This window comes from Klebsiella sp. DY2415, assembly GCF_026314315.1.
Lineage (GTDB): Bacteria > Pseudomonadota > Gammaproteobacteria > Enterobacterales > Enterobacteriaceae > Klebsiella > Klebsiella ornithinolytica.
Genome location: NZ_CP111116.1, coordinates 47,660 through 70,903 on the forward strand (window position 1 = coordinate 47,660; position 23,244 = coordinate 70,903).

Below are 23,244 nucleotides of genomic sequence, written 5' to 3' on the forward strand. Positions count from 1 at the left end.
ACACATGGACCATAACGTTTTGTCCCCGCTTGAATCCCTGCCGGATGGCACGTTTACCCGCGAGCAGGCTCAGGTTGTCGCAGCGCAGTATCAGAATGTGGCGATTGAAGATGACCTGGGGACCCATTTTCGCCTTGTTGTCCGTCATCAGGATGACGGCAGCATGGTCTGGCGCGTCTGGAATTTTGAACCGGGCGGCGAGGACCTGATGAACCGTTACATCCGGGACTACGGAGTACACAAAACGAAGTAAGCAGTAAGAAGAAGGCCGGACAGGTGGGCTGTCCGGCAGACATTCATCAATAGCTAAGAGGTATCAATTATGTCTGCAACAGAGTCTAAGGTAAAAACTGCACCGAAAACCAGCAAAAAAACGCTTAAGTCTGCCGAAGCTGAGGCGCTTAAAGTGGCTCTCGATGCCGCACAGGTCGAGTATGTCCCAGTGTCTGCACTGGTGAAGTCTCCCCTGAACGTGAGGACCATTCCCTATCCGGCGGAGAAAGTCAGTTCAATGGCAGATTCCATTGAAGCCATTGGCCTGTTGCAGAATCTGGTCGTGCATAACCTCCCGGACGGTCGCTGTGGTGTGGCTGCAGGTGGTCGTCGCCTGAAAGCGCTGCAGCTCCTGCAAAGTGAAAAACGTATCGATGCCGGATATCAGGTGATGGTGAAAAAGGTACCTGATGAACTGGCTGTTGCGGCATCAATGGCAGAAAACGAACAGCAGATGGCAATGCATCCGTCTGAACAGATCGCCGGGTTCCGCACGCTGGCAGAGCAGGGGAAAACTCCCGCGCAGATTGGCGATTTGCTTGGGTTCGGTACCCGTCATGTTCAGCGCATGTTGAAGCTGACCGAACTGGCTCCCGAAATTCTGGAGGCGCTGGCGAAGGATGAAATCACCACCGAACACTGCCAGGCACTGGCGCTCGAAAGCGATCAGAAACGCCAGGTGGAAGTGCTGGAATCCGCCCGCAAACGGTCCTGGAATAATGAAGTATCAGTTTCCTCGATCCGTAACCTCATTACCTCAGAAGAGGTCTCCACAAACGGCGATAAATTCCGCTTTGTGGGACAGGCCGCATTCAATCCGGAAGAAATCCGGGTTGATCTCTTCAGCAGCGAAAACGGTGGCTATGTCAAAAGTGCATCGCTCGATACCGCCCTGCTGGAAAAACTGCAGAACATCGCGGAGCACCTCCGCGAAGCGGAAGGCTGGTCATGGTGTGATGGTCGTCTTGACCCGATTTCTCACTACGGGAAGGACACTAAAATCTGGCGTCTGCAGTCTGTTCCACCGATTGAATATTCTGAGACAGAATCAGAACGCCTTGCGGAGCTGGAAGCTCTGGAAGCTAAGTATGAAGACGAGAACGCCGGCGTGAATGATGACGTCGTGGCCGGGGCTCTGGAGGCCGTCTGGGAAGAACAGCAGACCATCGCGCACCGGGCAAAATACCGGGCATGGACGGATGAATATAAGCAGACCTCCGGTGTGGTGGTTTCCTGGAATGGTCATGAGGTGACGGTGCAGCGTGGCGTAGTACTGTGCGCCGATGAAAAAATAAACGAGAAGGATGCATCCACCGATCAGGCTCCTGAAAAAGTCGATCCGCTGGACGCCGTCAGTGTCCCGTTGCTGACCCGCCTTTCTTCTGAACGCACACTGGCGGTTCAGGCGGCCCTGTTGCAGCAGCCGCAGAAAGCTGTCGCGCTGATGGTCTGGAAAATGTGTAACTCGGTTTTCCATACCACGACGTCCGTCAAAGAGCCGTTCTGCATTAGCGTGAGTGTGTCGCATTACGCGCTGACCCGTGAGGCACCTGACGGTGAAAACAGCGTTGCGTTTCAGGCCATCCAGGCAGAAAAAGAACGCCTTGAAGCCCTGCTGCCGGAAAACTGGCGAAAGGATATGACCACCTTCTTTACGCTCGATGGCGCAACCCTGATGGCGCTGATGGCTTTCTGCACCGCCTGTTCCATTGATGGTGTACAGAGCAAGGATGAATTTGGTCGTAAACACCAGAGTTCGCTGGATGGGGTGGAAAACGCCATTCAGTTTGACCTTCGTGACTGGTGGAAACCGACGGCTGATAACCTTTTCTCGCACATGAAGCTGCCACACATTGTACAGGCACTCTCTCAGGCCGGACTGGCAGGCGCAGCACTGGACGCCGCGAAAATGAAGAAAAAGGATGCCGCTGAACATGCAGAGCACTTCCTCTCAAAAATCCGTTGGGTTCCGGAATGGATGACCAGTGCCGACAACCAGAAACAGCTTGCTGCAAAGTCTGAACTCAGCCTGGCAACGAGTCAGAACGATACAAACGCTGATTCCGACGACGTCACTGATCATAACAACCCGGCTTGCGCCGCCTGATCACGGAAGCCGCCCCTTCGGGGGCGGCGAAAGGGAGACTGAAAATGAAAACTGTTCTGACTCTGGATGTCCTGAAAACTATGTCCACCGACGAGCTGGAAGACTACCGCGCAGCCGGTGAAGATTTCCGCCGGGAGCTGAGCCACGCAGTCATGCGCGATCTGACCTCACCGTCCGGCTGGTCCGTGAATGCTGAGTACCGGTGCGAATTTGGCGGCTTCTTTCCTGTCCAGATCCGTTTTACCCCCCCTCATGGTCACTTTGATGTGGCGGTATGCAGTCCGGGGGCGCTGAATCCTCGCTGGATAGTGGTCTTTGTGACCCGTGACGGCCAGCCGTTCTCTGTCGTTCGCGTGATGGATGCATTCAACCCTGAACTCATCACCCACACTCTGGATCTCATCGAGTGTCTTGACGCCGGTGGCTACTCGTTTGCCAGCATCATCAACACGCTGTCACAGGAGGGCGCACAATGATCCCGTCATCCAGTGCTCTTGTCTCCCTGAAGCCAGCCCGTCAGGCAGCGCTGCAGGCCATCATGACGGTGGAAGAGGCTCGCCAGCGTGGCGCACGTCTGCCATCGATGCCACACGTCCGGACATTCCTGCACCTGCTGACAGGCTGCAGCCGTATTAACAGTGACGTTGCCCGCCGCATCCCTGGCCTTCACCGTGATCCAAAAGACCGCCTTTCCAGCCTGAAACAGGTGGAAGGGGCGCTGGATATGCTTATCTCCAGCCACGGGGAATACTGTCCGCTGCCGCTGACAATGGATGTGCAGGCTGAACTTTTTCCGGAAGTCCTTCATACCCGGACAATACGCAGGCTGAAACGTCAGGACATTGCCTTCACCCGAAAAATGCGCCGTGAAGCCCGTCAGGTCGAGCAATCCTGGTTACTGCGTCAGAACCTGCTGGGACAGGCCGTCACGGAGCTGAATTTTCAGTCTCCGGAAACGGTCATCAGCTGGTACCGCCGGTGGGCCGATGAGTTTGACGCGAGTGAGTTAGAACCGGCCTTCTGGCGCTGGCAGACGAGATTCGCTTCACTCAGGGAGCTGGTCTGGCTGCGTTACAGTCATGCACCACTGTATGAGGTGATGCATGAAATCAGTTTTATCGTCAGGGGATCCGGGGAGCACATTCTGGAACGTGAACGCTGGCTGGTTCCCAACAAACTTGAGTTGCGGGAGAGAAAACGATGAGAAATAACCCCTGCAAAACGGAGCTGAAGGTGGCCCGCAGCCAGCGCAATAAACTGCATACCATCTCTTCCCGACTTAAAGAAATGAGCTGCGAATGGGACGGGCTGAGTGGCTGGCTGGAAACAGAAACAGAGCGGCTGGTTGAATATGTCGATCAGCATATTCAGGCGCTGGATGAACAAATCAGGGACTGGTCTGCAGGAAACAGCGACAGGGAGTTCTGATGAGTATTGTCAGTCGGAAGTTTGATCGGAAGGATGTGGGAACGGTATTTCGCCATGCGGTGACCGGAAAAATATTGTGCCGTCTGGAGGTCAAGCTGACTTCAGAAGACAGGGAGGAGTTACTGTCCTTAATCAGTCTGGTGTATCGCGCCGGAGAGAACGCCGGTAGTGAACAACGGGCGGCTGAAATCCGGCAGGCGCTGGGTTTACAGAGAGAAAACGAGTCAGGAGGTGTTTGAGGATATATTCAGTTATCAGACTGTTAGTCCTGGGTGGATGAGAGACGACAGGGTATAATGACATCGGCGCTTGAGGCTTTTTGCCTCATGACGTAAAGGTAGTTTGTTACCGTGTTGTGTGGCAGAAAGCAGAAAGCCCCGTAGTTAATTTTCATTAACCCACGAGGCCACCTGTATGCCTAGACAACATCAGGATAGCCTCTTAGATGCCGCGAGGCAAGGAGAAGAAGGCCATGAAACTGCCGCGAAACACTCTGCTCGGGTGTGTATTAATAGTGTGCCTCACACTGTTGATATTCACTTACCTCACCCGGAAATCACTCTGTGAAATCCGGTACAGGGACACGAACAGGGAGGTGGCGGCTTTTATGGCTTACGAATCCGCTAAGTAGCTAACCCCGGCGGGGGGAAACCCCCGCCATTAAGGGGAGATGATGTCTGTCATGCCTGAAGCGCCTTTATGAAGGGGTTGCCGGTTCGCCGGTAGCCCCTTTTTCCTTTCCGCGTCTTCCCTGTTTGCTGCCTGCTGTCTGCCTGCTTCCTCTTCTTCTCCCTGCTGTGATGCCTCTTTTTAAACCTTAAAGGTTTTAAAAGCATACCCACACTGGACACCTTCGGCTCCCGGCCAGCTGCGCTGTCCAGTCGTCGAGCCACACTCCGCCAGGGCAGCTGCTTCGCACCTGCCGGGCTCCGCCGAACCCGCAGGCGGTTTCGGGCCTGACGGCTAGTGTCTGATGTCTGAGGTCAGGGTCAACGGCAGCGCTTGCTGCGACCGTTCCGGCCGCGCCGCTTTCACCGTGCCGGCGAAGGACTGCCGGCACTCTGCAGGGCAACGCCGTTTCGCGCCCGCGCTCTTCGTCGTTGCGGCGGGTGCCTGCTCCTTTCCCCTGGTGCCGTATCACCCGTTTGAGTCCATTCGCCGGGGCTGAGACAAGCACAGTCGCCATCATCCGTCCAGGGTAAATGGCACACGGTAAACCGCGCCCTGGACAGCTGCTGTCGCCCGTGCTCGTTTACGCCCTCGCGGCGAACGGCTCTCAAACGGGTGAAGGTTTTATCCAGGGGGCAGGTTCCGCAGGTCCCCGCACAAAGTCAAAACCGCGGCCCCGGCAACTCAACGGGTGATGGTTAAAAAATTAAACAGGTGAAGGAGAATATTATGCGATTAGCATCCCGATTTGGACTTACTCATTCCATTCGTCAGGAACGCCCACTGACTAACGATGAATTGGTCAAGGTAGTACCTTCTGTGTTTTCAGAAGAAAAGCATAATTCACGTAGTGATCGCTATACCTATATTCCAACCATTACACTGCTGGATAAATTACGTGAAGAAGGATTCCAGCCATTTTTTGCCTGTCAGTCACGAGTAAGGGATGAGGATAAACGGGGGCATACTAAGCATATGGTAAGACTTCGCCGTGAAGGGGCCAATAAAGGAGCAGAAGTACCCGAAATTATTCTTCTTAACTCGCATGATGGATCGTCCAGCTATCAAATGATACCGGGTATGTTCCGTTTTGTATGCACAAATGGCCTTGTATGCGGTACGTCGTTTGGCGAGATTCGTGTACCTCATAAAGGTGATATTGTTGGGAGGGTCATAGAAGGTGCTTACGAAGTTCTGGGCATTTTCGATAAAATTACTGAAGGCGTTGATGTCATGAAGTCTATTACATTAACCAAAGAAGAACAGCGTCTGTTTGGACAAGCTGCATTAACCTACCGATACGATGATGAAAATAAAGCGCCAGTCAGCATTGAACAGATAATTCATCCTCGCCGTTATGAAGATAAAAAAGATGACATCTGGACGACATACCAAAGGGTACAGGAAAATCTGATTAAAGGCGGTTTGCCGGGCCGAACTGAAAAAGGGAAAAGAACAACAACCCGGCCAGTAAAAGCAATCGATGGTGATGTCAAACTCAATAAGGCATTGTGGTTAATTGCGGAGAAATTCCGCACTCTTAAAGGCTAATGATAAGCGCCGGGCAACTGTCCGGCGTTTTGATGGTGGGAATACTTATGTTTGAATTTAAAGCTGTCTGTGTCAGTATTTCACATATGGAAGAAAGTGATATCAGAGTACTTCAGGTGCTTTCATCAACAACAAATTATCTGACTTGTGATAGTTACTTAGAGTGGATACATGATACACCTTATGGTTGTGTTATAAGGATGTATGATTTCAAACGCCATCTTCTGGCGCTAAAAAGAGGTGGGGTGTCAAAATTTTTACGCAAAAATCTCATACTAATGCATCGGGAGGGCGGGTATCTGCTTTTTCATTTTGATAGTGATGCCGATTATTATCCAAGTATAGATGCCGTAGATTTTTAAGAAATTCAAGCCTTCTTATATCAGAAGGCTTTTTAGTTCATGGCGATTTTCTGATCTTTTAAAGAAGTTCGTTTGCTTGCTTTGATAGCCGTGTAGTAGTAATGGATCTTCTTCGCATACTCGTAACGTCTTGCTGCCTGGCGTGGGGTCTTTTTGAAGCCTGCATTGTATGCCCCGACAGCATCCCAAGAAACGCCCCACTTTTTAAACGCCTGAGCCAGATAATAGGCTCCGGTGTAGATGTTAAGACAAGCATCGCTAAGAAGATGATCCGGTTTTATTCCATATCGCGACAGTTCGTTGAAATGCTGCGAGTCAATTTGCATCAGCCCTGATCCATAGCCCGTAACAGGATTACGCCCAATCGCATCAATTTTAAAACGTGATTCTTGCCATGATATAGCCCGCAGGAGATCCGGATCAATTTTGTAATCCCTGCCTGCCATATCAAAGCAGTCTGCTGCCATTGATGACAATGGTATTAAAGACAGGACGATACTAAACGCAACTCCCTTCATGAATTCCCCTCCGTGACCAAATCCCGGAATAACCTTAACCCATCCCAGACCGAGACTCAACATATATGCACTCCTCACCACAAAATGACCACACCCCACGCAAAATTAATATTTTGCAGATTTGGCATTTGAAACAGTGAGTTAAGGAAAAAATAATGTGCAGCACATTATTTAATGTGCTAAAGCGATTCGCTTATGAATCTGAAGCGATTCGTTAATGAATTGCACGCGATTCAGTAGAGACTAATTTTTCTAAAAACATGTGTTTACAAGTATCGTGAATCTATATTAGATTCGTCAAAAATCGAACAGTGATTCGTGAGGGGATTCATCATTCTGTTGTGATGAATCTAATGGTGAATCGTGCAGAAAACCGCTTCTTCAATATGTTGTATATGTCTTAAGTCTCCGGGTATAAATAAGAGGGTATATGGCTAAAATTCAGGTGTACGTTAATGATAATGTTTCTGAGAAAATCAATGCAATTGCCGTTCAGAGGCGTGCAGAAGGTGCAAAGGAGAAAGATATCAGCTATTCAAGCATTGCATCCATGTTACTTGAACTCGGGTTGCGTGTATATGAAGCACAACTGGAGCGCAAGGAGTCAGGCTTTAATCAAATGGCCTTTAATAAGGCCTTGCTTGAAAGTGTCATAAAGACTCAGTTTTCAGTGAATAAAGTTCTGGGTATTGAGTGCCTGAGTCCCCATGTTAAAGACGATCCCCGGTGGCAATGGAAGGGAATGGTTCAAAATATCCAGGAGGATGTTCAGGAAATCATGCACCGATTTTTCCCTGAAGATGAGAGTGAAGGCGAGGAATAGAATAAGACTTTTCGTATGATGCATCTTGTTAGCTGGTAATTATGTTTTTATTGTTATCGTAAAAATTATTGTTCTTTTCTTGATAGTTATTTCAGTATAAAGATCTGCTTTAATTTGATGACTTTGTAGGAAGTGAGATTTATAATTTAAACGTAGTTTAAAATTTGTGAAACATTGGTGTAGAGAGGTATCAGCTCCCTACACCAACTATCCATAGAACCTTCGAAGGAGGCACCTATGTGTGCGATGGATCGTAGTAGCGATAACGCCTTAAGTCAATCGGTGAGAGATGCCCTTTTTCACATAAAAGCGCTGTATCATTCTTCTCCTGTCTCAGTTTGCGTAAGAAATCAACAACGCGACATACTTTACTCAAACATCTCTTTCAAGCATCTTTATGATTTTTTCAAAGCAGAGGGCGATGGAAATAGTTTTTCTGGTTCATTTATTGAATTGGAACTAATGCTATACCAGTTAGAACTTGACTGCATGGCGTTAGGTCGGGGGTGTGTATTAAGTAAGATATTTTCTTGTGGTTCATCTAATTTCCAGGTTCGGATGGAGTGTATTAATACTCAAGATGATGAGATTTATATTTTTTGGCAGGTTAACTTATTAATTGTTGCACCATTATCAAGTAGGAAGTTTAAAAGTGTAGACGCAGATGCTCTTTGTGATCTTGATAAAGTCATGGTAGAGATAACTGATTTGAATATTGTCCCATTATCATTTTATGTTCTTGGGTTTAGTTATAGTGATATATCAAGGTACTTAGATATCCCAGAAAGAACGGTAAAGAAAAGAATAGAGCGTTCAAAGGCGAAAGTGGCAGTTATATATCCTTCGTTTAGTGAGTTTGTTGCCGATTGTTACAGGACAAGGAAAGTATATTTTTTTACCGAAAATGTTTATGAATTTGTCATGTTAAAATAATGTAAATTAAATTGGGGCTATACTGCACCTTTTTTCATTAATTTTTTTGTGTAATGATTCGGTTTAACAAAATTTCTGTTGGAGGGTTTTATGTCATTTAAACATTCCGATGGGGGGAACAGAACGCTTGTTTCCGTTTATCTTGATGATGACATTCATGCAACTTTAGTCAGTGCCAAGAATCGTAGTGGAAGAACCAAATCGACTGAGGCAGCTATGCGCCTTAAAGATCATTTAAAACGTTTCCCAAACTATCTCTTTACGGAGAAGCAAGAGGAGGTCAAATAACATTTAACTTAGTCTAAATTGATGTGGGTTTTTACTTAAAACATTCTCTTTAAAGGAAATTAATATGAATGCTGTATTAAGTATTCAGGGAAATACTTTCTCTGAAGAAACCAAACCGTCTTTTCTGTCACGTGTTTTCAACAAAAAGTCAGCCCTGAAAGTGACCAAGGCTGTGCTGCCGGTAGCCGCTCTGGCGGCATTCTTCCCGGATGTAGCGATGGCCACCACCACGACTGACCTGATGAAATCCGGTGATACCACTGTCAAAGGTACGTTTGGTAAGTCATCCAGCGTCGTCAAATGGGTGGTACTGGCAGAGGTTATCGCGGGCGGCATCATGTATATGATGACCAAAAACGTGAAGTTCCTGTTCGGCTTCGCCATCATTTCAACCTTCATTACCATCGGTATGTCTGTAGCCGGCTACTGACAGGAAATACGTGATGACGGGAGACGAATTAAAGAAATACCGTTTCCCGGAAACACTGACTAACCAGAGCCGCTGGTTTGGTTTATATCTCGATGAACTTATCCCGGCCGTTATTTGTCTCGGCTGGGGTTTCTGGAGCAGCAAGTTCATATTTGGTATGGCTGCAGCGGCACTGGTTTTCTGGGGTATCAAGAAACTGAAAAAAGGGCGGGGCAGTTCATGGTTACGCGATTTGATTTACTGGTATCTGCCGACCTCCCTTCTTAAAGGCTTTTTTCATGATGTTCCGGATTCCTGTTTCCGGCAGTGGATCAAATAAAGTCGTGGAGAAATAACACATGGAACATGGTGCCCGACTCAGTACTACGCGTGTCATTGCGCTGGGATATATCTGTATGGGAGCAGTCATTCTCCTCAGTCTGACCACCAATATTATTCAGGGTGTTAATAATTACCGCCTTCAGACAGAACAGAAAGTGGCTGTCACTCCGATGTTATTCGGTGCGCCGTTTGCTGTATCGCAGAACCAGGCGGATGCCTCTTATCTTGAGCAGTTAGGTCTGAGTTTTGTTGCCTTACGCCTGAATGTCACGCCGGAAACGGTCGACGCACAACATGCCCAGTTGCTCAGATATGTCTATCCAGGAGCACAAAACAGTCTCAAGGTTCAATTAGCAGAAGATGCCAAACGGATAAAAGATAATAACGTCAATGCCACATTTTATATGACATCTGTACGTTCCTATCCGGCAGAAAACCGGGTCGATATCCGTGGAGAACTGAAAACCTGGATAGGGGATTCTGCGCCCTATAGTGAAATTAAACAGTATGTCCTGCAGCTTAATCGTGTTGATGGTGTCAGCTGGCTGGCGCGGTTTGGAGAAGTAAATAATGAAAGCAATTAAACCCTTATTTATCTCCTGCAGCCTGTGTTTTACGGTCCCTGCGATATCTGCCACGCTGAGCGTGACACTGGCCCCCACTGTTGTACCACTGGCAAATGGCGGGCAGGCAAATATTGCCGTGAGCAATACCGATCCGAATCTGTTTACTGTACCGGGTGACCGTATTACTGCCATTAACAGCCTGGATGGAGGGCTGACCAATCAGGAACAGACTGACAGCGGAGGTGCCATTCTGGCCACCGTCAGTAAAAAACCATTCACGTTTATCGTGGAAACCGAACGGGGCCTGAACTTCTCCATTCGTGCCGTACCTCGCACGGGGGTGGGCCGGACAATCCAGCTGGTGACTGAGCTTGTCGGTACCCCCGGCCCGGCAAAGGCCTGGGAAGAGTCAAACCCGTATGAGTCTGTGCTGGTCACCCTGAATCGCGCCGTGCGCCAGGACAACATTCCTGATGACTATCAGTCTGTGCCGGTCACGTCAGAGTCGTTACAGGTACCTGCGGGTTTGCGGGCAACAGCCGAAAGCGCATGGACAGGTCATCACCTGAAAGTGGTCCGCTACAGCCTGGAGAATATGACGCTTTCCCCACGCATGGTTCGTGAAAGTGACTTCTGGCAGTCCGGTACACGCGCCATCATGCTCAGTTCCCCGGCAGGTCAACTGACAGGTGGTGGACGTATGCAGGTCTGGGTCACGACTGCTGAAGGGAGTCACTGATGGCTAATTTTAATACGCACATCAAACGTAAGCAGTACCTCTGGCTCGGCCTCATTCTTGTCGGTGGTGCCGGTACCGTGGCCGGTGGGATGTATCTTTCCGATCTGAATCTGAGTTCCGATGAAGAGACACCTGTGCAGGGCGAACCTGCTCCGGATATGACCGGCGTGGTCGACAGCAGTTTCAACAGCAAAGTGGCGCAGCACGCGACCACTGAAATGCAGGCTACCGCGGCCGACCTGAACAAGCGCTTTGAATCCCTGCAGGGCGAAGTAGATCTGCTTAGTAAATCGCGCACCGCTGACCAGATACGTATCGATAAACTGAGTAATGAGAATGTAACGATGCAGGAGCAACTGAAGGCGCTGGGGGTGAAACCGGCTGTCTCTGGCGGGGAACCCGCACCGGCACCGCCGTCTCCTCCGCCAGGACCCGAAGGGGAGCCGCAGCCTGCTAATTTCCCACCTCTGTCTGGCGGCGCGGTACCGCCACCGACGGCTTTCTATCCGGGCAACGGATCCGTACAGCCTCCTCAGGTCAGTTATCAGTCTGTACCGGTACCAAATCAGATCCAGAGAAGAACGTTCAACTACAACAAAGGGAGAAAAGGCAAAGAGTTACCGTACATCCCGTCTGGTAGTTTTGCGAAAAGCATCCTGATTGAAGGTGCTGACGCAAATGCTTCTGTCACCGGTAACGAATCGACGGTGCCAATGCAACTGCGTGTGGTCGGTCGGGTGGAGATGCCGAACAGTAAAACCTATGACCTGACCGGTTGCTTTGTCGGTCTCGAAGCCTGGGGTGACGTATCGAGTGAACGTGCGATTGTCCGTACGCGCAATATCAGCTGTATCAAAGGGGATAAAACCATCGACCAGCCGATTAACGGACATGTGTCCTTTATGGGCAAGAATGGAGTGAAAGGCGAAGTGGTGATGCGTAACGGCAAAATCCTCGGCTGGGCCTGGGGCGCAGGCTTTGTTGACGGGATTGGTCAGGGCATGGAGCGGGCTTCGCAACCTGCTGTTGGCCTGGGTGCAACGGCATCCGTTGGCGCCGGGGATGTGCTGAAGATGGGGATTGGCGGCGGGGCATCCAAAGCCGCACAGACCCTGAGTGAGTATTACATCAAACGCGCTGAACAGTATCACCCGGTCATCCCGATCGGTGCGGGTAATGAAGTGACCGTGGTGTTCCAGGACGGTTTTCAGCTGAAAACCATTGAGGAGCTTGAAGCGGAGAAAAATGGGCAACAGCAGGCGCAGAATCAGCAGCACCCCGAACAACCTGAGAGCAGGTCACAGCAATCCGGCGGGAACCTGAATGGTTTTAATACCGATGAGATGCTGAAGAAGCTGGGCAAACTTGACCCGCGTGAGTTTTCTCCGGGAGCTGCTTCTCAGGGAGAAAACAATGGTTAAGCTTCTCCTGAGTTTCACATTGTCAGTACTGCGCTGGATTAACTGGCTGATTCACTATGCGATGGTTTATCCGCTGGCCATGATGGCGGCGCTGGTTGTTCTGGTGTTCTGCACGAAAAACATCCTCTGGATCTGGCTGCTGATGGCGGTTGTCTTTACGGGTGGTGCAGTGGTTTTCCGTCGTACCCCTGCCAGCAGAACGGGTATCACGTGGGTAAGGGATGCCAGGGGTAATGTCTTCCCCGGCTGCAGATCCGGCAAAGGCGCGATATCCCCGCTACTGGCCGGATATCAGAAACGCGGTGAGGCCATCATTGTTTATGACCCTTCCACCAGGTTTAGCGAGGAAGATAAAAATGAAATCAAAGAGAAATAATCCCTTTCCCGACGGAAAGGGTAATACGGTTCCGGCCGGAGAGTCTGGTGCAAGAAAATCGGCATTTTCATCAGAACTGATTTTTGCCCGATCGGATGTCACTCAGCTTAAGCGGGTTTACGGTGCGATGATTCCGGGTGAACGAGATAAATTAGTCCATACGATTAAGGCAAACACCACATTCAGGATGATCCTGAAAAAATAAATGACAAATGATGGGAAATATCATGAAGGAATTAATGCTGTTAATTCCTCTGGGCAGCGCTTTGCTCTTAACCGGGTGCGCGGGCACAGAGTCCGATTTTGAATGTAATGCCACAACATCCGATACCTGTATGACGATGGAGCAGGCCAATGAGAAAGCAAAAGCCCAGGAGGAAAACGCATCAGCAAAGCCGGCTGCGGCAGGGTTGCCACGACTGGCTGACGGAAATTTCAGGACGTCTTCGCCAAACTCATACCTGCTGCCGCCTCAGCCAGTCATTAATCCGGTGCGAAATACTGCGCCAACTGTGACGGTGAGCAATAAATCCGGGTTCCTGAATACGGTACCGGTCAATCATGATGACGTACTGAGAAGCCGAATGGCTCCGGTGTATATCAGACCAGTGAATACCAGTACATATACTTCTCCGTCTACGGTGCCAGGTAATTATCCCAGGCCCCTGAGAAAGGGTGAGCAAACAGCGTCATTATGGATAGCGTCTTACGTTGATTCTGATGATGTTTATCACCAACCTACAACAGTTGTCTTTGTTGTTACACCATCGGCGTGGGGTCAGCCCCGTATTAACTAATCGCCAGTGCCATTTATGGTGCTGAGAAATAATTATATTAATGATTTTAAAACGAGTGCCCTGAGCGTTGAAAGGGATGGGCGGTAGCGTATTTTTTACTTCTGGGGAAAATTATGTTTAATTATAAGCTTTTTAGTTCTCTGTCTTTAGTGGCAGTTGTATTGATGGTTTTAATGTTAGTTTTAAAATTAACACAACCCAGTAAAGAAGACTTAATTAAGGACGGAAAGTATTGGTCGACTGACTGTAATCTGAAGGAGATTGATGTTCCTGGCGGTGTTTTTACAAGTAATATAAACCGACTGGATTGTTCAGGGGTCATTGTTAATGTGGTGACAGATAAGTACAACCGCGCTTTATCCGCGTATAACAAATCCAAACGTATTGAAATAAAAACCAGTGAGCCTTTGAACGATGCGGTAGAGACATTAAAAGGAGGCAGATAATGAGAGCCTACTATCTGGAGGGTAATAATATTACCTGGCTTAATGGTGTGTGCTTATTGCTTATCTTTATAGGGGGGGGGCGGGGCACTGGCCATGTTTGTTATCCCTGAGAAAATTAATTTGCGAGTCAGCAGAGGTAACACATTTATCTTTAGTGCGCTTATGGCAGTGCTTGCGTTTAGCATGCTTGTTAGCTTCTCAAGTGGGTCATTCACAATGGATGAACTCGAAGCCGGGAGACACTGGAAGAATGACTGCAAACTCCTGGAGGTGAACGTTCCAACAGGTACGTTTGCTGATACTGTAAACAAACTGGATTGTGCGGGTGTCATCATTAATGTCCCCAGGATTCAGTATGATGAGTATATCCACCAATGGGAATTGTATAAGGCTAAAAATAAATGAAGGTAATGCTTTTAAAACTTACGCTTATTTTTATGTTTGTTGGTGTTCCTGCAATCGTATTAATTTATTTTTTTCACAAGGATTATGATGAAAGACTGCCTGCCCGGCCAGAACAACTGACCGCTATTGCAAAAGAAACACCCTGCGCAACAGAAGCGTTTATACAGGCTTTGAAACCTGACGTTTTGGAAGGTCAATCTGGACCTTTAAGTTTGCGTAATGCTAAAAAACTCGCATTCGATTGCAGGGAACGAAATGAGTTAAATAAAACTCAGCAAGCAAGAGCGGATGAAAGTAGAGAGCTACGTAAAAAACAACTGAAAGCTCTGAACGGTATCAATAAATGAAAATGAGGATGGTAATGGTGTTTATTGCAAAATACGGGTCGTTTTTATGCTTTTTATTACGGTTATTAAAATAACTTTCTGACGTATTCGTGATGCACCATTTTGTCTTTTTAATGCTTATTTAATACCCTCATAAGGAACGCTCGCATGAGTAATAACATCATGGACACCGTTGCTCAGGCCGTTAATTCGCTTGTTTCAGCGTTAAAATTACCCGACGAATCCGCAAAAGCCAACGATACGTTGGGTAGTATGAATTTCCCACAGTTCAGCCATGTTTTGCCTTATAAGGATTATGATTCTGCAACGGGGCTTTTTATCAATACGAAAACAGTCGGTTTTGTTTTTGAAGCACGTCCTTTGCCTGGTGCTAACGCACATATTGTGTCGTCTCTGGAAAATCTTCTGCGTACAAAACTGCCCCGTAATGTTCCGGTGACCATCAATCTTGTCTCTAGCAAGCTGGTCGGTGACGATATTGAGTATGGATTACGGGAGTTTAGCTGGAGCGGTAAACAGGCAGAAAAATTTAATGCCATCACCCGTGCCTATTATCTACGAGCGGCAGAAACACAGTTTTCTCTGCCTCCCGGAATGGATTTACCGCTGACGCTGCGTAACTACCGCGTATTCATATCCTGCTGTGTCCCCAGAAAGAAACATTCAAAAGCGCAAATTGTTGAACTGGAGAACCAGATAAAAATCATCCGGGCCTCTCTGCAGGGAGCGCAGATCCCGACCCGAATCCTGGATGCGCAGGGCCTGGTCGATATGGTGCGTGAGCAGGTCAACCCTGACCCGGAAGAAATGTATCGCAAGCCTTATAAGCTGGACCCGTATCAGGATCTGAATTACCAGTGCGTCGAAGACAGTTTCGATATGCAGGTGACGGCGAACCATCTGAAAATTGGCCTGCTGGACCGGAACGGCAACGAGAAGGTCACACGCGTGACGAACTATCATCTGGCACGGGACCCGGAAATCGCGTTTCTCTGGACCAGCGCGGACAACTACGCCAACCTGTTGAACCCGGAGCTCTCCATCTCCTGCCCGTTTGTCATCACGCTGACGCTGATGGTGGAAGATCAGGTGAAGACCCAGAACGAGGCTAACCTGAAGTTTCTCGACCTGGAGAAGAAAAGCAAAACGTCCTATGCGAAGTATTTCCCGTCCGTGGAAAAGGAAGTTCAGGAGTGGGGGGATATCCGCCAGAGGCTGGCGACTAACCAGTCCTCGCTGGTGTCCTACTTCTTCAATATCACCGCTTATACAGCCGATAACGCAGAAGCCTCCCTGGCCACCGAGCAGGAGATCCTCAACAGTTACCGCAAAGGGGGATTTGAGCTGCTGCCTGCACGTTATCACCATCTGCGAAATTACCTGGCCATGTTGCCGTTTAAATCCGGTGAGGGTCTGTTCAAAGAACTCCAGGCGGCAGGTGTTGTTAAGCGAGCTGAAACCTTTAACGTGGCCAACCTGCTGCCGGTCGTTGCTGACAGTCCACTGGCGCCGGCAGGGTTGCCGGCACCTACCTATCGTAATCAGCTGGCGTTTATTGACCTGTTCTATGAGGGGATGAACAACACCAACTTCAACATGGCCGTCTGCGGGACTTCCGGAGCGGGGAAAACGGGTCTTATCCAGCCGCTGGTTCGCAGCGTACTCGACTCCGGCGGGTTTGCCTGGATTTTTGATATGGGTGATGGCTATAAGTCGCTGTGCGAGAACATGGGTGGGGTCTACCTTGACGGCGACTCGCTGAAATTCAACCCGTTTGCCAACGTTCTTGATGACGCCAACTTTGATCTGTCGGCTGAGCGTATCCGGGACCAGATGTCGGTGATGGCAAGTCCGAACGGTAACCTGGACGAGGTCCATGAAGGTCTGCTCCTGCAGGCGGTTCAGGCGGCCTGGTTAAGTAAGCGAAATAAGGCGCGCGTTGATGATGTGGTCGATTTTCTCAAAACGGCGAAGGACAGCGCCGAGTATGCCGATTCTCCGACTATCCGCAGCCGCCTTGATGAGATGATTATCCTGCTCGATCAGTACACGGTGAACGGGATTTACGGCGACTACTTCAACTCTGATGAGCCATCTCTGCACGATGATGCCCGTATGGTTGTCCTTGAACTTGGTGGCCTGGAGTCCCGTCCGTCACTGCTCGTCGCAGTCATGTTCTCGCTCATTATCTACATCGAAAACCGGATGTATCAGTCCCCACGAAGCCTGAAAAAACTGAATGTCATTGACGAGGGCTGGAGACTGCTGGACTTCAAAAACGAAAAGGTCGGGACCTTTATCGAGAAGGGATACCGGACGGCGCGCCGGCACCTGGGTTCATATATCACTATCACCCAGAACATCGTGGACTTCGACTCTCCGACCGCGTCCAGTGCTGCACGGGCAGCCTGGGGAAACTCCTCCTACAAAATTATCCTCAAGCAGTCAGCGAAAGAATTTGCCAAATATAACCAGCTGTATCCGGATCAGTTCACTCAGATACAGCGGGACATGATTAATAGTTTTGGGTCGGCCAAAGACCAGTGGTTCAGCTCTTTCATGCTGCAGGTGGAAGCGCACACCTCCTGGCACCGCTTGTTCGTCGATCCGCTCAGCCGGGCTATGTACTCCTCAAGTGGCGGGGACTTTGAGTACATCAAAACCCGCAGGAAAGAGGGCGTCGATATTCACGATGCTGTGTATGACCTGGCCTGCAGAAACTTTACGGCCGAAATGGTCGAGCTGGAAGCCCGCATAGCACGCGATAACGTAAGGAGTGCAGCCTGATGGAAAACAATACAGAACAACAGACCAGAACGATGTTCTCAATCTTTCGCCGTGTCTCAGTCATCGTGGCCCTGGTGCTCTTTACGCTGGCGGTCAGCGTCTTTCTCACGCGGGTCGTACTGGAGTATACCACGCCGCGGGTGGTGGCCTTTGATATGAAGAAGACGCTCGACAGCTTTATGGACAGCGTCAGTCAGAAGCAGCTGACAGAGGCACAGTCAAAAGCGTTGTCGGACCGGTTTAATAGCGCACTGGAGCAGAGCCTGGCGGATTACCAGCTGCAGCATCATGTGGTCATTCTGGTGTCGCCGGCGGTGGTTCAGGGGGCGCCAGATGTGACCCTCAAAATTCAGATGGACATTGCCCGGCGAATGAAAGGAGGCCGCGAATGATGCGCTTTCGTTATTACCTGCTCGCCGGTTGTCTGTTATCGCCACTGACCTACGGCGCCGACCTCGGTACCTGGGGGGATTTATGGCCCGTCCGGGAGCAGGACATGCTGGAACTCATCACGCAGCGCCTGCAGGGACTGCAAAAATCCGGTCAATGGGACCAGGCAATGGGTGAGTTTAAACAGCGGGTCATTGAGAACAGTCAGCGTCCGGCCCCGGTGGAGGGGCTGCACAGGGCGAAGAAATATGAGCAGCGCTGGTTTGACCCCAGTATCCGTCTGACCGAAGACCTGAAGGATAACGAGGGCCGGGTGTTTGCTCACCAGGGCGAGCTCATCAATCCCCTGAAAACCGTGCCCTTTATGCAGACCCTGTACTTTATCAACGGCGACGATCCTGACCAGATAGCCTGGATGAAACGCCAGGTGCCGGAAACGCTGATGAGCAAGATTATTCTGGTCCGGGGCAGCGTCCCTGACACCTCGTCCGCGCTGGACAGCCGGATTTATTTCGACCAGAACGGCGTGCTGAGCCAGCGGTTCGGCCTGACCACAGTGCCGGCGCGTATCACCCCGGCACCCTCCGGTGAGCGGCTGAATATTGAGACCTTCCCGCCCGATCAGGAAACCAGACATTCTCCGGAATAACTTCAGGGAAAGGAATAAAACATGAAGCCCTCTTTGTTCTTTTTTATCTTCGTTGTTTTCTCAGCCTTCAGCGGCCCGGCCGCAGCAGACCCCTCATGTGAAGGTCGGTTTGTGAATCCGATCACCGATGTCTGTTGGCAATGTATTTTTCCGATGTCCATCGGGAGTGCATCGGTTGCGGCCGGGGGCGGCCCGGACACCGTGAATCCGGCCAGCCCGATTCAGTATTGCCCCGCACCGCCCCCGATATTTGTTCGTATTGGTATGGCGATTGGTTACTGGGAGCCGATGGCCATGACGGATGTCAGCCGTTCGCCAGGCTGCATGGTGAACCTCGGGGGATTCAGTATCAATCTCGGCAAGACCGGCATGGGGACGGCTAAAAAGGACGACAAGCAGGTGAACGGGGCCTTCTATCACGTCCACTGGTACAAATATCCGCTGACCTACTGGTTGAACATCATTACCTCTGCCGGGTGCCTTGAAGGGGGTGATATGGATATTGCCTATTTGTCCGAAATCGACCCGACCTGGGTGGACAGTAGCCTGACCACCATTCTGAATCCGGAAGCCATTTTGTTTGCTAACCCGATAGCTCAGGGTGCGTGTGCAGCAGATGCCATAGCCAGTGCATTCAACAAACCGCTGGATATTTTGTTCTGGTGCGCCGGCTCTCAGGGCTCGATGTACCCGTTTTCCGGCTGGGCCAGCAACGAGTCCAGTCCCCTGCAGTCATCGCTGTTACTCAGTGAGCGAATGGCCTACAAGCTCCATCGCCAGGGCCAGATAATGGAGACCGTCGGTGCGGATGTGGCGGTCTGCTACGAATACCCGTCCCCGATTATTCCGAAGGAACGCTGGCGCTATCAAATGGTGAACATGTACCCGGACAGCGGTCAGTGCCATCCCCTCGGGCGCAGCGTTATGCGCTGGGAGGTCGGGAAAAACCCTCCGGTTACGCGAAAGAACTTCGGCTACCTGATGTGGCGTAAACGTAACTGTGTCTACCTCTGAACGGAGTCCCTGATGAAGTTAAAGAATGTATTAATGACGCTGATTGTATTTTCAGGCTCAGTAGTCGCTGCCGGTAGCCCTGGCAGCCCGACTACGGCAGACAGGGAGTGGCTGAAACAGCAGGAAGACTTCAGCGAACAGTTACGCCAGCATCCGGACAAACAGCTGCAGCAGGAGCTGGAAGCGCAGATTAACCGCAATCCCCTGGCAAAATCCGATCGTCAGTTTATCGACAGCCTGGCCAGTCAGCAGAAGGAGGCTAACCAGGAAAAACCGACAGAAGGGGGTCTGTACTTTGTGTCCTTCTCGATACCGGAAGAAGGTCTGAAGCGAATGCTTCACGAAACAATGCAGTACCGTATCCCGGCCACGTTACGGGGACTGGTCAACAATGATATGAAAGCGACGACCGATGCAGTGATGCAACTGGTTAACGACGGAGTGACTGACGGCGTGCAAATCGACCCGACGCTCTATACGCAGCACAACATCCGTAGCGTGCCGGCCCTGGTGGTCCGCTGTCAAGCCGGCTTCGACGTGGTGCATGGCAATATCAGGCTGAAACAGGCTCTGGAGAAGGTCGCTGAGAAAGGGGACTGCGCGAACACCGCCCGTCATATTCTGGAGGGGACTAAATGAGATCGCTTCCCGTCATTGCAACCGTTCTGGGGGCCTTTATCGGGTTTGCAGGACCAGCCGGTGCAGACAGCAATACGGATTACAAAACCGGCTCAGACTTTGCAAAACAGGTCCAGGGAGGTGGGCTTGATGCCCTGAAAAACTTCAACGGGGCTGACACGCTGCCGGGATATACCAGCAAACCTGAGCAGTCGAAGTATTACGGCGGCGTTTCCGCCAGTGGGGACAGTAACCTGAAAAGCGATTCTGCAGCGGCATGGAGCAGCAGTGAAGTGGGGAATAGCATCACAGAGTCGTTTACTAACCGCCCACCTGACAGTATCTCAGTCGATGCGCCGTTTATTCAGGCGGCAAAAGAAACCGAGTCCAGAGCCGATTCCATCGTGGGGAATACCGGTCAGGCCTGTACGGCATCGGTCGTTAATCGCAGCGAGTTCACAAACCATACATGTGAGCGGGATTTGCAGGTCGAGAACTTCTGCACACGGGAAGCGACCCTGAAAGACAATGCCACGACGCAAAAGGTCAGTCGCACGTATCAACAAACCGTTCCGATGAATTATGCCCGGAGCAGTAACCGCTGGGAGGGGAGGCTGACGATCCCGTCGTCAGGCCGTCTTTTAAGCGTCGCGGTAGATGGTGAGCCTCTCCCGGTTCCCTGGATTTATCAATGTGACAGTGAGGGAAAGGTAAAAGATAGCTGCAAGATTGCTGTCAGTGAAAACATCACTCTCTTTGAAAAAACATTTCCTGTTGATGTGATGGCCTGGCCCAATACGGTAACGACGTGCTCCGGTGGTAAGAACACACACTGTACTGACCATTACTATGATGGTACCGGGAAAATACACCAGTCATTCAGCATGGACCGGAATGTTGTGGGCGGGCAGACCTTTCCGGTAATGAAAACGTCCAAAACCCTCCCGTCAGTGAGTATTAAGCCCATCCAGGTCACGGTCACTCTGGTCATGGAAGAGACGGAAACGATCTTTGCTCCGGAGGTTGTGTGGGTTGAGAGCTGCCCGTTCAGTAAGGATGAGGGCACGAAGATCGGATCAGAGTGTATCAGCCCGGGAGGGACGAAAACCCTTAATCTCGGCGGGAAAGAGTACACCTTCACTGAAGCCTGCTGGAAATACAAAGATACCTGGCTGACTCAGCCAGCGGATAACGGCTCCTGTGAAAGCCTGATGAATAACACCGCCTGTACGCTGTCATCACGTCAGTGCGCATTCAGCGCGGAAGACGGTACCTGTCTGCATGAGTATGCCACGTTCTCATGTGAAACCCGGACCAGTGGCAAGCAGATGATTTGTGGCGGAGATGTCTTCTGTCTTGATGGTGAATGCGATAAAGCGGTCAGCGGTACGAATAACGGCTTTGGACAGGCTGTTTCCGAGCTCGCAGCGCTGGCCGCCGCAGGGAAAGATGTTGCGGAGCTGAACGGCGTGGATGTCAGGGCATTCACCGGTAAAGCAAAATACTGCAAAAAATTTGCGGCCGGATTCAGCAACTGCTGCAAGGACAGCGGATGGGGACAGGATGTGGGTCTGGCACGTTGCAGCAGTGAAGAGAAGGCGCTGGCTAAAGCGAAAACGAACAAGCTGACGGTGAGTATTGGCGAGTTTTGCTCGAAGAAGGTGCTGGGTATCTGCCTCGAAAAGAAACGTAGTTACTGCCAGTTTGACTCAAAACTGGCACAAATTGTTCAGCAGCAGGGGCGAAATGGCCAGCTTCGTATCGGCTTTGGCGGTGCCAGCAGCCCGAACTGTCGTGGAATTACGATAGAAGAGATGCAAAAAATTAACTTTAACCAGCTGGACTTCACAAATTTCATGGAGGATCTAATAAATAACCAAAATATCCCGGAAAATTCAGAACTGACGGAAAAGACCAAAGCACGCATTAAAGAACTTCTTACGCAGTCTTCAGTAACATTGTCCCGTATTGAAAATAATAAGGATGGCTTAAATGAATAAGCTGGCCGGATTTACCTCGATGATATTTTTCGCATTACTAATACCTGCTTCAAATGCTGCCAGCAAAGAGGAACTCAAGAAGCTGTATTCAATGCAGGTTCCCGGCACTGTCATTCAGTGTAGGAGAACGGATGAAACGTTTTTTACAAAATTAAAAATGATTTCCCGGTATACGGTTACGGAGCAAAGTGAAAATAAAACAAAAATGGATGGGCGGGTTGCCATATACGCCACCGGTCTGAAAAGTTTACGATTTGAAGCTGAATTTAAAGCTACCCGGACAATGCTGGATACTCGTGATATGTGGGAGGTCGATCCCGACTCGCTGGTTATGAAAGTATCAGGTGAGGATGCGAAACGCTTTAAAAATAAGGGAGGGGTTGATTTTTTCAGGGATAATAGCAAGTTAAACTATGACGAACACTCTGACATTCGATTTACTACCTACCCCGATTATATTATCGGGGAGGAGGATTCTGGATTCTTCACATCAAAAGGTGCACAGGAATGCACTACTCGCTTTGCTGATAGTTTACCCGCAGGTAAGGCCGGACTGAAGGTGAAGGAGGATAACAGCAATAAGGAATACAACCATGAAAGTTAACTTTCATAAAAAACCTGTCGTCGATTTTGTGGTGAGGTTACTGCTGACGATAATTATTATATCTCCTGTACTGTATTTTTCATGGGATGCCGTAAAGGGGACGTCTGGTGGTGATTATATTGAAAGTGTTGTTTTTATTCTCGTGGTCGGTTTTTTCTGGTGTATTAATTACCTCTTTTTTACTGCCTTTGGGGAAGTAATCCAGAAAATGAAGGTGGATAAATGAAGCTGGTGACCACATTTAAAGAATGGCGCAAAGTTGCAGGAATGGTTTTTGTGCTTGTTCTATTGATTATTTGCATAGCTACGTTATTAACGAGTGACGATGCTTTCGTGTCTGTCCGATATCTTTTCTTTATTATTTTGCTCACGATTATAGCCA

31 protein-coding genes and 2 pseudogenes are annotated in these 23,244 nt (G+C 49.8%); 32 read left to right on the forward strand and 1 reads right to left on the reverse strand.

Going from position 1 to position 23,244, the window contains the following annotated elements; translation table 11 throughout:
• Window positions 1-4: 4 nt before the first annotated feature.
• The 10 genes from OQV00_RS26535 (at window position 5) to OQV00_RS26580 (ending at window position 6,390) form a co-directional block, all read left to right on the forward strand.
• Entirely contained in the window at window positions 5-253 is a 249-nt protein-coding gene (locus tag OQV00_RS26535) for a DUF905 domain-containing protein (RefSeq protein ID WP_266280972.1), read from the forward strand.
• A 69-nt stretch (window positions 254-322) separates the two neighbouring features.
• Window positions 323-2,380: a ParB/RepB/Spo0J family partition protein gene (locus tag OQV00_RS26540; protein ID WP_266280974.1), complete on the forward strand. Its 2,058-nt coding sequence runs from the start codon at window positions 323-325 to the stop codon at window positions 2,378-2,380.
• Between the two features lie 44 nt (window positions 2,381-2,424).
• Window positions 2,425-2,856: a conjugation system SOS inhibitor PsiB gene (gene psiB / locus OQV00_RS26545; RefSeq protein WP_154949013.1), complete on the forward strand. Its 432-nt coding sequence runs from the start codon at window positions 2,425-2,427 to the stop codon at window positions 2,854-2,856.
• A complete protein-coding gene (locus OQV00_RS26550) occupies window positions 2,853-3,584 on the forward strand; it encodes a plasmid SOS inhibition protein A (RefSeq protein WP_266280977.1) in 732 nt (243 codons plus the stop codon). The genes psiB and OQV00_RS26550 overlap by 4 nt, the downstream gene beginning before the upstream one ends.
• Window positions 3,581-3,808 carry a hypothetical protein gene (locus OQV00_RS26555; protein ID WP_154949017.1) on the forward strand — a complete coding sequence of 76 codons (228 nt, stop codon included), beginning with the start codon at window positions 3,581-3,583 and terminating at the stop codon, window positions 3,806-3,808. The genes OQV00_RS26550 and OQV00_RS26555 overlap by 4 nt, the downstream gene beginning before the upstream one ends.
• A complete protein-coding gene (locus OQV00_RS26560) occupies window positions 3,808-4,047 on the forward strand; it encodes a hypothetical protein (RefSeq protein WP_154949019.1) in 240 nt (79 codons plus the stop codon). Before OQV00_RS26555 ends, OQV00_RS26560 begins: the two co-directional genes overlap by 1 nt.
• Window positions 4,048-4,222: 175 nt before the next feature.
• Window positions 4,223-4,375: a DUF5431 family protein gene (locus tag OQV00_RS26565; protein ID WP_224222653.1), complete on the forward strand. Its 153-nt coding sequence runs from the start codon at window positions 4,223-4,225 to the stop codon at window positions 4,373-4,375.
• Window positions 4,320-4,439, forward strand: a complete 120-nt coding sequence (locus tag OQV00_RS26570) for a type I toxin-antitoxin system Hok family toxin (RefSeq protein WP_223156217.1) — start codon at window positions 4,320-4,322, stop codon at window positions 4,437-4,439. The genes OQV00_RS26565 and OQV00_RS26570 overlap by 56 nt, the downstream gene beginning before the upstream one ends.
• 767 nt (window positions 4,440-5,206) lie before the next feature.
• A complete protein-coding gene (locus OQV00_RS26575) occupies window positions 5,207-6,028 on the forward strand; it encodes a DUF932 domain-containing protein (RefSeq protein WP_266280980.1) in 822 nt (273 codons plus the stop codon).
• Window positions 6,029-6,060: 32 nt separating this feature from the next.
• Window positions 6,061-6,390 (forward strand): DUF5983 family protein, encoded by a 330-nt coding sequence (locus tag OQV00_RS26580; RefSeq protein WP_266280983.1) that lies wholly within the window; start codon window positions 6,061-6,063, stop codon window positions 6,388-6,390.
• 32 nt (window positions 6,391-6,422) lie between these two features.
• Here OQV00_RS26580 and OQV00_RS26585 read toward each other — a convergent pair whose 3' ends face one another.
• Window positions 6,423-6,908, reverse strand: coding sequence for a transglycosylase SLT domain-containing protein (locus tag OQV00_RS26585; protein ID WP_266281003.1), 486 nt, complete (start codon window positions 6,906-6,908; stop codon window positions 6,423-6,425).
• A 430-nt stretch (window positions 6,909-7,338) separates the two neighbouring features.
• On the opposite strand from OQV00_RS26585, the gene traM reads away from it, so the two are divergent.
• The 22 genes and pseudogenes from traM (at window position 7,339) to trbE (ending at window position 23,088) form a co-directional block, all read left to right on the forward strand.
• Window positions 7,339-7,731 (forward strand): conjugal transfer relaxosome DNA-binding protein TraM, encoded by a 393-nt coding sequence (traM, locus tag OQV00_RS26590; RefSeq protein ID WP_032736874.1) that lies wholly within the window; start codon window positions 7,339-7,341, stop codon window positions 7,729-7,731.
• Between the two features lie 237 nt (window positions 7,732-7,968).
• Complete coding sequence (locus OQV00_RS26595; protein ID WP_154925432.1) at window positions 7,969-8,664, forward strand: sigma factor-like helix-turn-helix DNA-binding protein; 696 nt, start codon at window positions 7,969-7,971, stop codon at window positions 8,662-8,664.
• Window positions 8,665-8,754: 90 nt separating this feature from the next.
• A complete protein-coding gene (locus tag OQV00_RS26600) occupies window positions 8,755-8,952 on the forward strand; it encodes a TraY domain-containing protein (protein ID WP_154925430.1) in 198 nt (65 codons plus the stop codon).
• Between the two features lie 64 nt (window positions 8,953-9,016).
• Window positions 9,017-9,382, forward strand: a complete 366-nt coding sequence (gene traA / locus OQV00_RS26605) for a type IV conjugative transfer system pilin TraA (RefSeq protein WP_154925428.1) — start codon at window positions 9,017-9,019, stop codon at window positions 9,380-9,382.
• Between the two features lie 13 nt (window positions 9,383-9,395).
• Complete coding sequence (gene traL, locus OQV00_RS26610; protein ID WP_154925426.1) at window positions 9,396-9,701, forward strand: type IV conjugative transfer system protein TraL; 306 nt, start codon at window positions 9,396-9,398, stop codon at window positions 9,699-9,701.
• A gap of 19 nt (window positions 9,702-9,720) precedes the next feature.
• Window positions 9,721-10,287, forward strand: a complete 567-nt coding sequence (gene traE, locus OQV00_RS26615; RefSeq protein ID WP_154925424.1) for a type IV conjugative transfer system protein TraE — start codon at window positions 9,721-9,723, stop codon at window positions 10,285-10,287.
• A complete protein-coding gene (traK, locus tag OQV00_RS26620) occupies window positions 10,274-11,008 on the forward strand; it encodes a type-F conjugative transfer system secretin TraK (RefSeq protein ID WP_154925422.1) in 735 nt (244 codons plus the stop codon). Before traE ends, traK begins: the two co-directional genes overlap by 14 nt.
• Window positions 11,008-12,429 carry an F-type conjugal transfer pilus assembly protein TraB gene (traB, locus tag OQV00_RS26625; RefSeq protein ID WP_266280988.1) on the forward strand — a complete coding sequence of 474 codons (1,422 nt, stop codon included), beginning with the start codon at window positions 11,008-11,010 and terminating at the stop codon, window positions 12,427-12,429. The genes traK and traB overlap by 1 nt, the downstream gene beginning before the upstream one ends.
• 112 nt (window positions 12,430-12,541) lie before the next feature.
• Window positions 12,542-12,628 (forward strand): annotated as a pseudogene (locus OQV00_RS27220) (conjugal transfer protein TraP); the annotation flags it as partial.
• 157 nt (window positions 12,629-12,785) lie between these two features.
• Window positions 12,786-13,010: a hypothetical protein gene (locus OQV00_RS26635; protein ID WP_154925417.1), complete on the forward strand. Its 225-nt coding sequence runs from the start codon at window positions 12,786-12,788 to the stop codon at window positions 13,008-13,010.
• A gap of 22 nt (window positions 13,011-13,032) precedes the next feature.
• Entirely contained in the window at window positions 13,033-13,602 is a 570-nt protein-coding gene (gene traV, locus OQV00_RS26640; protein WP_154925415.1) for a type IV conjugative transfer system lipoprotein TraV, read from the forward strand.
• Window positions 13,603-13,715: 113 nt separating this feature from the next.
• The gene (locus tag OQV00_RS26645) at window positions 13,716-14,048 is read left to right on the forward strand and encodes a hypothetical protein (protein ID WP_154925413.1); all 333 of its coding nucleotides are present in this window, start codon (window positions 13,716-13,718) and stop codon (window positions 14,046-14,048) included.
• Window positions 14,048-14,453 (forward strand): annotated as a pseudogene (locus tag OQV00_RS27105) (hypothetical protein). The gene OQV00_RS26645 and the pseudogene OQV00_RS27105 overlap by 1 nt, the downstream one beginning before the upstream one ends.
• Complete coding sequence (locus OQV00_RS26650; RefSeq protein ID WP_154925411.1) at window positions 14,450-14,800, forward strand: hypothetical protein; 351 nt, start codon at window positions 14,450-14,452, stop codon at window positions 14,798-14,800. Before OQV00_RS27105 ends, OQV00_RS26650 begins: the two are co-directional and overlap by 4 nt.
• A 147-nt stretch (window positions 14,801-14,947) precedes the next feature.
• Window positions 14,948-17,587: a type IV secretion system protein TraC gene (traC, locus tag OQV00_RS26655; RefSeq protein ID WP_154925409.1), complete on the forward strand. Its 2,640-nt coding sequence runs from the start codon at window positions 14,948-14,950 to the stop codon at window positions 17,585-17,587.
• Window positions 17,587-17,979 (forward strand): type-F conjugative transfer system protein TrbI, encoded by a 393-nt coding sequence (gene trbI / locus OQV00_RS26660; protein ID WP_154925407.1) that lies wholly within the window; start codon window positions 17,587-17,589, stop codon window positions 17,977-17,979. The genes traC and trbI overlap by 1 nt, the downstream gene beginning before the upstream one ends.
• Window positions 17,976-18,626, forward strand: coding sequence for a type-F conjugative transfer system protein TraW (gene traW, locus OQV00_RS26665; RefSeq protein WP_154925405.1), 651 nt, complete (start codon window positions 17,976-17,978; stop codon window positions 18,624-18,626). Before trbI ends, traW begins: the two co-directional genes overlap by 4 nt.
• A 21-nt stretch (window positions 18,627-18,647) precedes the next feature.
• The gene (gene traU / locus OQV00_RS26670) at window positions 18,648-19,640 is read left to right on the forward strand and encodes a conjugal transfer pilus assembly protein TraU (protein ID WP_154925403.1); all 993 of its coding nucleotides are present in this window, start codon (window positions 18,648-18,650) and stop codon (window positions 19,638-19,640) included.
• 12 nt (window positions 19,641-19,652) lie between these two features.
• Window positions 19,653-20,279: a type-F conjugative transfer system pilin assembly protein TrbC gene (gene trbC, locus OQV00_RS26675; protein WP_154925401.1), complete on the forward strand. Its 627-nt coding sequence runs from the start codon at window positions 19,653-19,655 to the stop codon at window positions 20,277-20,279.
• Window positions 20,276-22,258 carry a type-F conjugative transfer system mating-pair stabilization protein TraN gene (traN, locus tag OQV00_RS26680; RefSeq protein WP_154949027.1) on the forward strand — a complete coding sequence of 661 codons (1,983 nt, stop codon included), beginning with the start codon at window positions 20,276-20,278 and terminating at the stop codon, window positions 22,256-22,258. Before trbC ends, traN begins: the two co-directional genes overlap by 4 nt.
• Window positions 22,251-22,862, forward strand: coding sequence for a hypothetical protein (locus OQV00_RS26685; RefSeq protein ID WP_154925397.1), 612 nt, complete (start codon window positions 22,251-22,253; stop codon window positions 22,860-22,862). Before traN ends, OQV00_RS26685 begins: the two co-directional genes overlap by 8 nt.
• Window positions 22,852-23,088 carry a conjugal transfer protein TrbE gene (gene trbE / locus OQV00_RS26690; RefSeq protein WP_154925395.1) on the forward strand — a complete coding sequence of 79 codons (237 nt, stop codon included), beginning with the start codon at window positions 22,852-22,854 and terminating at the stop codon, window positions 23,086-23,088. Before OQV00_RS26685 ends, trbE begins: the two co-directional genes overlap by 11 nt.
• The last annotated feature ends 156 nt before the right edge of the window (window positions 23,089-23,244 follow it).

Coding starts and splice junctions, on each gene's coding strand:
- traV (WP_154925415.1), top strand. CDS start 13,033: ATGAAGGAATTAATGCTGTTAATTCCTCTGGGCAGCGCTTTGCTCTTA.
- OQV00_RS26645 (WP_154925413.1), top strand. CDS start 13,716: ATGTTTAATTATAAGCTTTTTAGTTCTCTGTCTTTAGTGGCAGTTGTA.
- OQV00_RS26565 (WP_224222653.1), top strand. CDS start 4,223: ATGCCTAGACAACATCAGGATAGCCTCTTAGATGCCGCGAGGCAAGGA.
- OQV00_RS26600 (WP_154925430.1), top strand. CDS start 8,755: ATGTCATTTAAACATTCCGATGGGGGGAACAGAACGCTTGTTTCCGTT.
- traC (WP_154925409.1), top strand. CDS start 14,948: ATGAGTAATAACATCATGGACACCGTTGCTCAGGCCGTTAATTCGCTT.
- traL (WP_154925426.1), top strand. CDS start 9,396: ATGACGGGAGACGAATTAAAGAAATACCGTTTCCCGGAAACACTGACT.
- OQV00_RS26535 (WP_266280972.1), top strand. CDS start 5: ATGGACCATAACGTTTTGTCCCCGCTTGAATCCCTGCCGGATGGCACG.
- OQV00_RS26650 (WP_154925411.1), top strand. CDS start 14,450: ATGAAGGTAATGCTTTTAAAACTTACGCTTATTTTTATGTTTGTTGGT.
- OQV00_RS26550 (WP_266280977.1), top strand. CDS start 2,853: ATGATCCCGTCATCCAGTGCTCTTGTCTCCCTGAAGCCAGCCCGTCAG.
- traN (WP_154949027.1), top strand. CDS start 20,276: ATGAGATCGCTTCCCGTCATTGCAACCGTTCTGGGGGCCTTTATCGGG.
- traU (WP_154925403.1), top strand. CDS start 18,648: ATGAAGCCCTCTTTGTTCTTTTTTATCTTCGTTGTTTTCTCAGCCTTC.
- trbI (WP_154925407.1), top strand. CDS start 17,587: ATGGAAAACAATACAGAACAACAGACCAGAACGATGTTCTCAATCTTT.
- OQV00_RS26575 (WP_266280980.1), top strand. CDS start 5,207: ATGCGATTAGCATCCCGATTTGGACTTACTCATTCCATTCGTCAGGAA.
- traA (WP_154925428.1), top strand. CDS start 9,017: ATGAATGCTGTATTAAGTATTCAGGGAAATACTTTCTCTGAAGAAACC.
- traW (WP_154925405.1), top strand. CDS start 17,976: ATGATGCGCTTTCGTTATTACCTGCTCGCCGGTTGTCTGTTATCGCCA.
- traK (WP_154925422.1), top strand. CDS start 10,274: ATGAAAGCAATTAAACCCTTATTTATCTCCTGCAGCCTGTGTTTTACG.
- trbC (WP_154925401.1), top strand. CDS start 19,653: ATGAAGTTAAAGAATGTATTAATGACGCTGATTGTATTTTCAGGCTCA.
- OQV00_RS26685 (WP_154925397.1), top strand. CDS start 22,251: ATGAATAAGCTGGCCGGATTTACCTCGATGATATTTTTCGCATTACTA.
- traB (WP_266280988.1), top strand. CDS start 11,008: ATGGCTAATTTTAATACGCACATCAAACGTAAGCAGTACCTCTGGCTC.
- OQV00_RS26555 (WP_154949017.1), top strand. CDS start 3,581: ATGAGAAATAACCCCTGCAAAACGGAGCTGAAGGTGGCCCGCAGCCAG.
- OQV00_RS26540 (WP_266280974.1), top strand. CDS start 323: ATGTCTGCAACAGAGTCTAAGGTAAAAACTGCACCGAAAACCAGCAAA.
- OQV00_RS26585 (WP_266281003.1), bottom strand. CDS start 6,908: ATGAAGGGAGTTGCGTTTAGTATCGTCCTGTCTTTAATACCATTGTCA.
- trbE (WP_154925395.1), top strand. CDS start 22,852: ATGAAAGTTAACTTTCATAAAAAACCTGTCGTCGATTTTGTGGTGAGG.
- psiB (WP_154949013.1), top strand. CDS start 2,425: ATGAAAACTGTTCTGACTCTGGATGTCCTGAAAACTATGTCCACCGAC.
- OQV00_RS26635 (WP_154925417.1), top strand. CDS start 12,786: ATGAAATCAAAGAGAAATAATCCCTTTCCCGACGGAAAGGGTAATACG.
- OQV00_RS26580 (WP_266280983.1), top strand. CDS start 6,061: ATGGTGGGAATACTTATGTTTGAATTTAAAGCTGTCTGTGTCAGTATT.
- OQV00_RS26595 (WP_154925432.1), top strand. CDS start 7,969: ATGTGTGCGATGGATCGTAGTAGCGATAACGCCTTAAGTCAATCGGTG.
- traM (WP_032736874.1), top strand. CDS start 7,339: ATGGCTAAAATTCAGGTGTACGTTAATGATAATGTTTCTGAGAAAATC.
- OQV00_RS26560 (WP_154949019.1), top strand. CDS start 3,808: ATGAGTATTGTCAGTCGGAAGTTTGATCGGAAGGATGTGGGAACGGTA.
- traE (WP_154925424.1), top strand. CDS start 9,721: ATGGAACATGGTGCCCGACTCAGTACTACGCGTGTCATTGCGCTGGGA.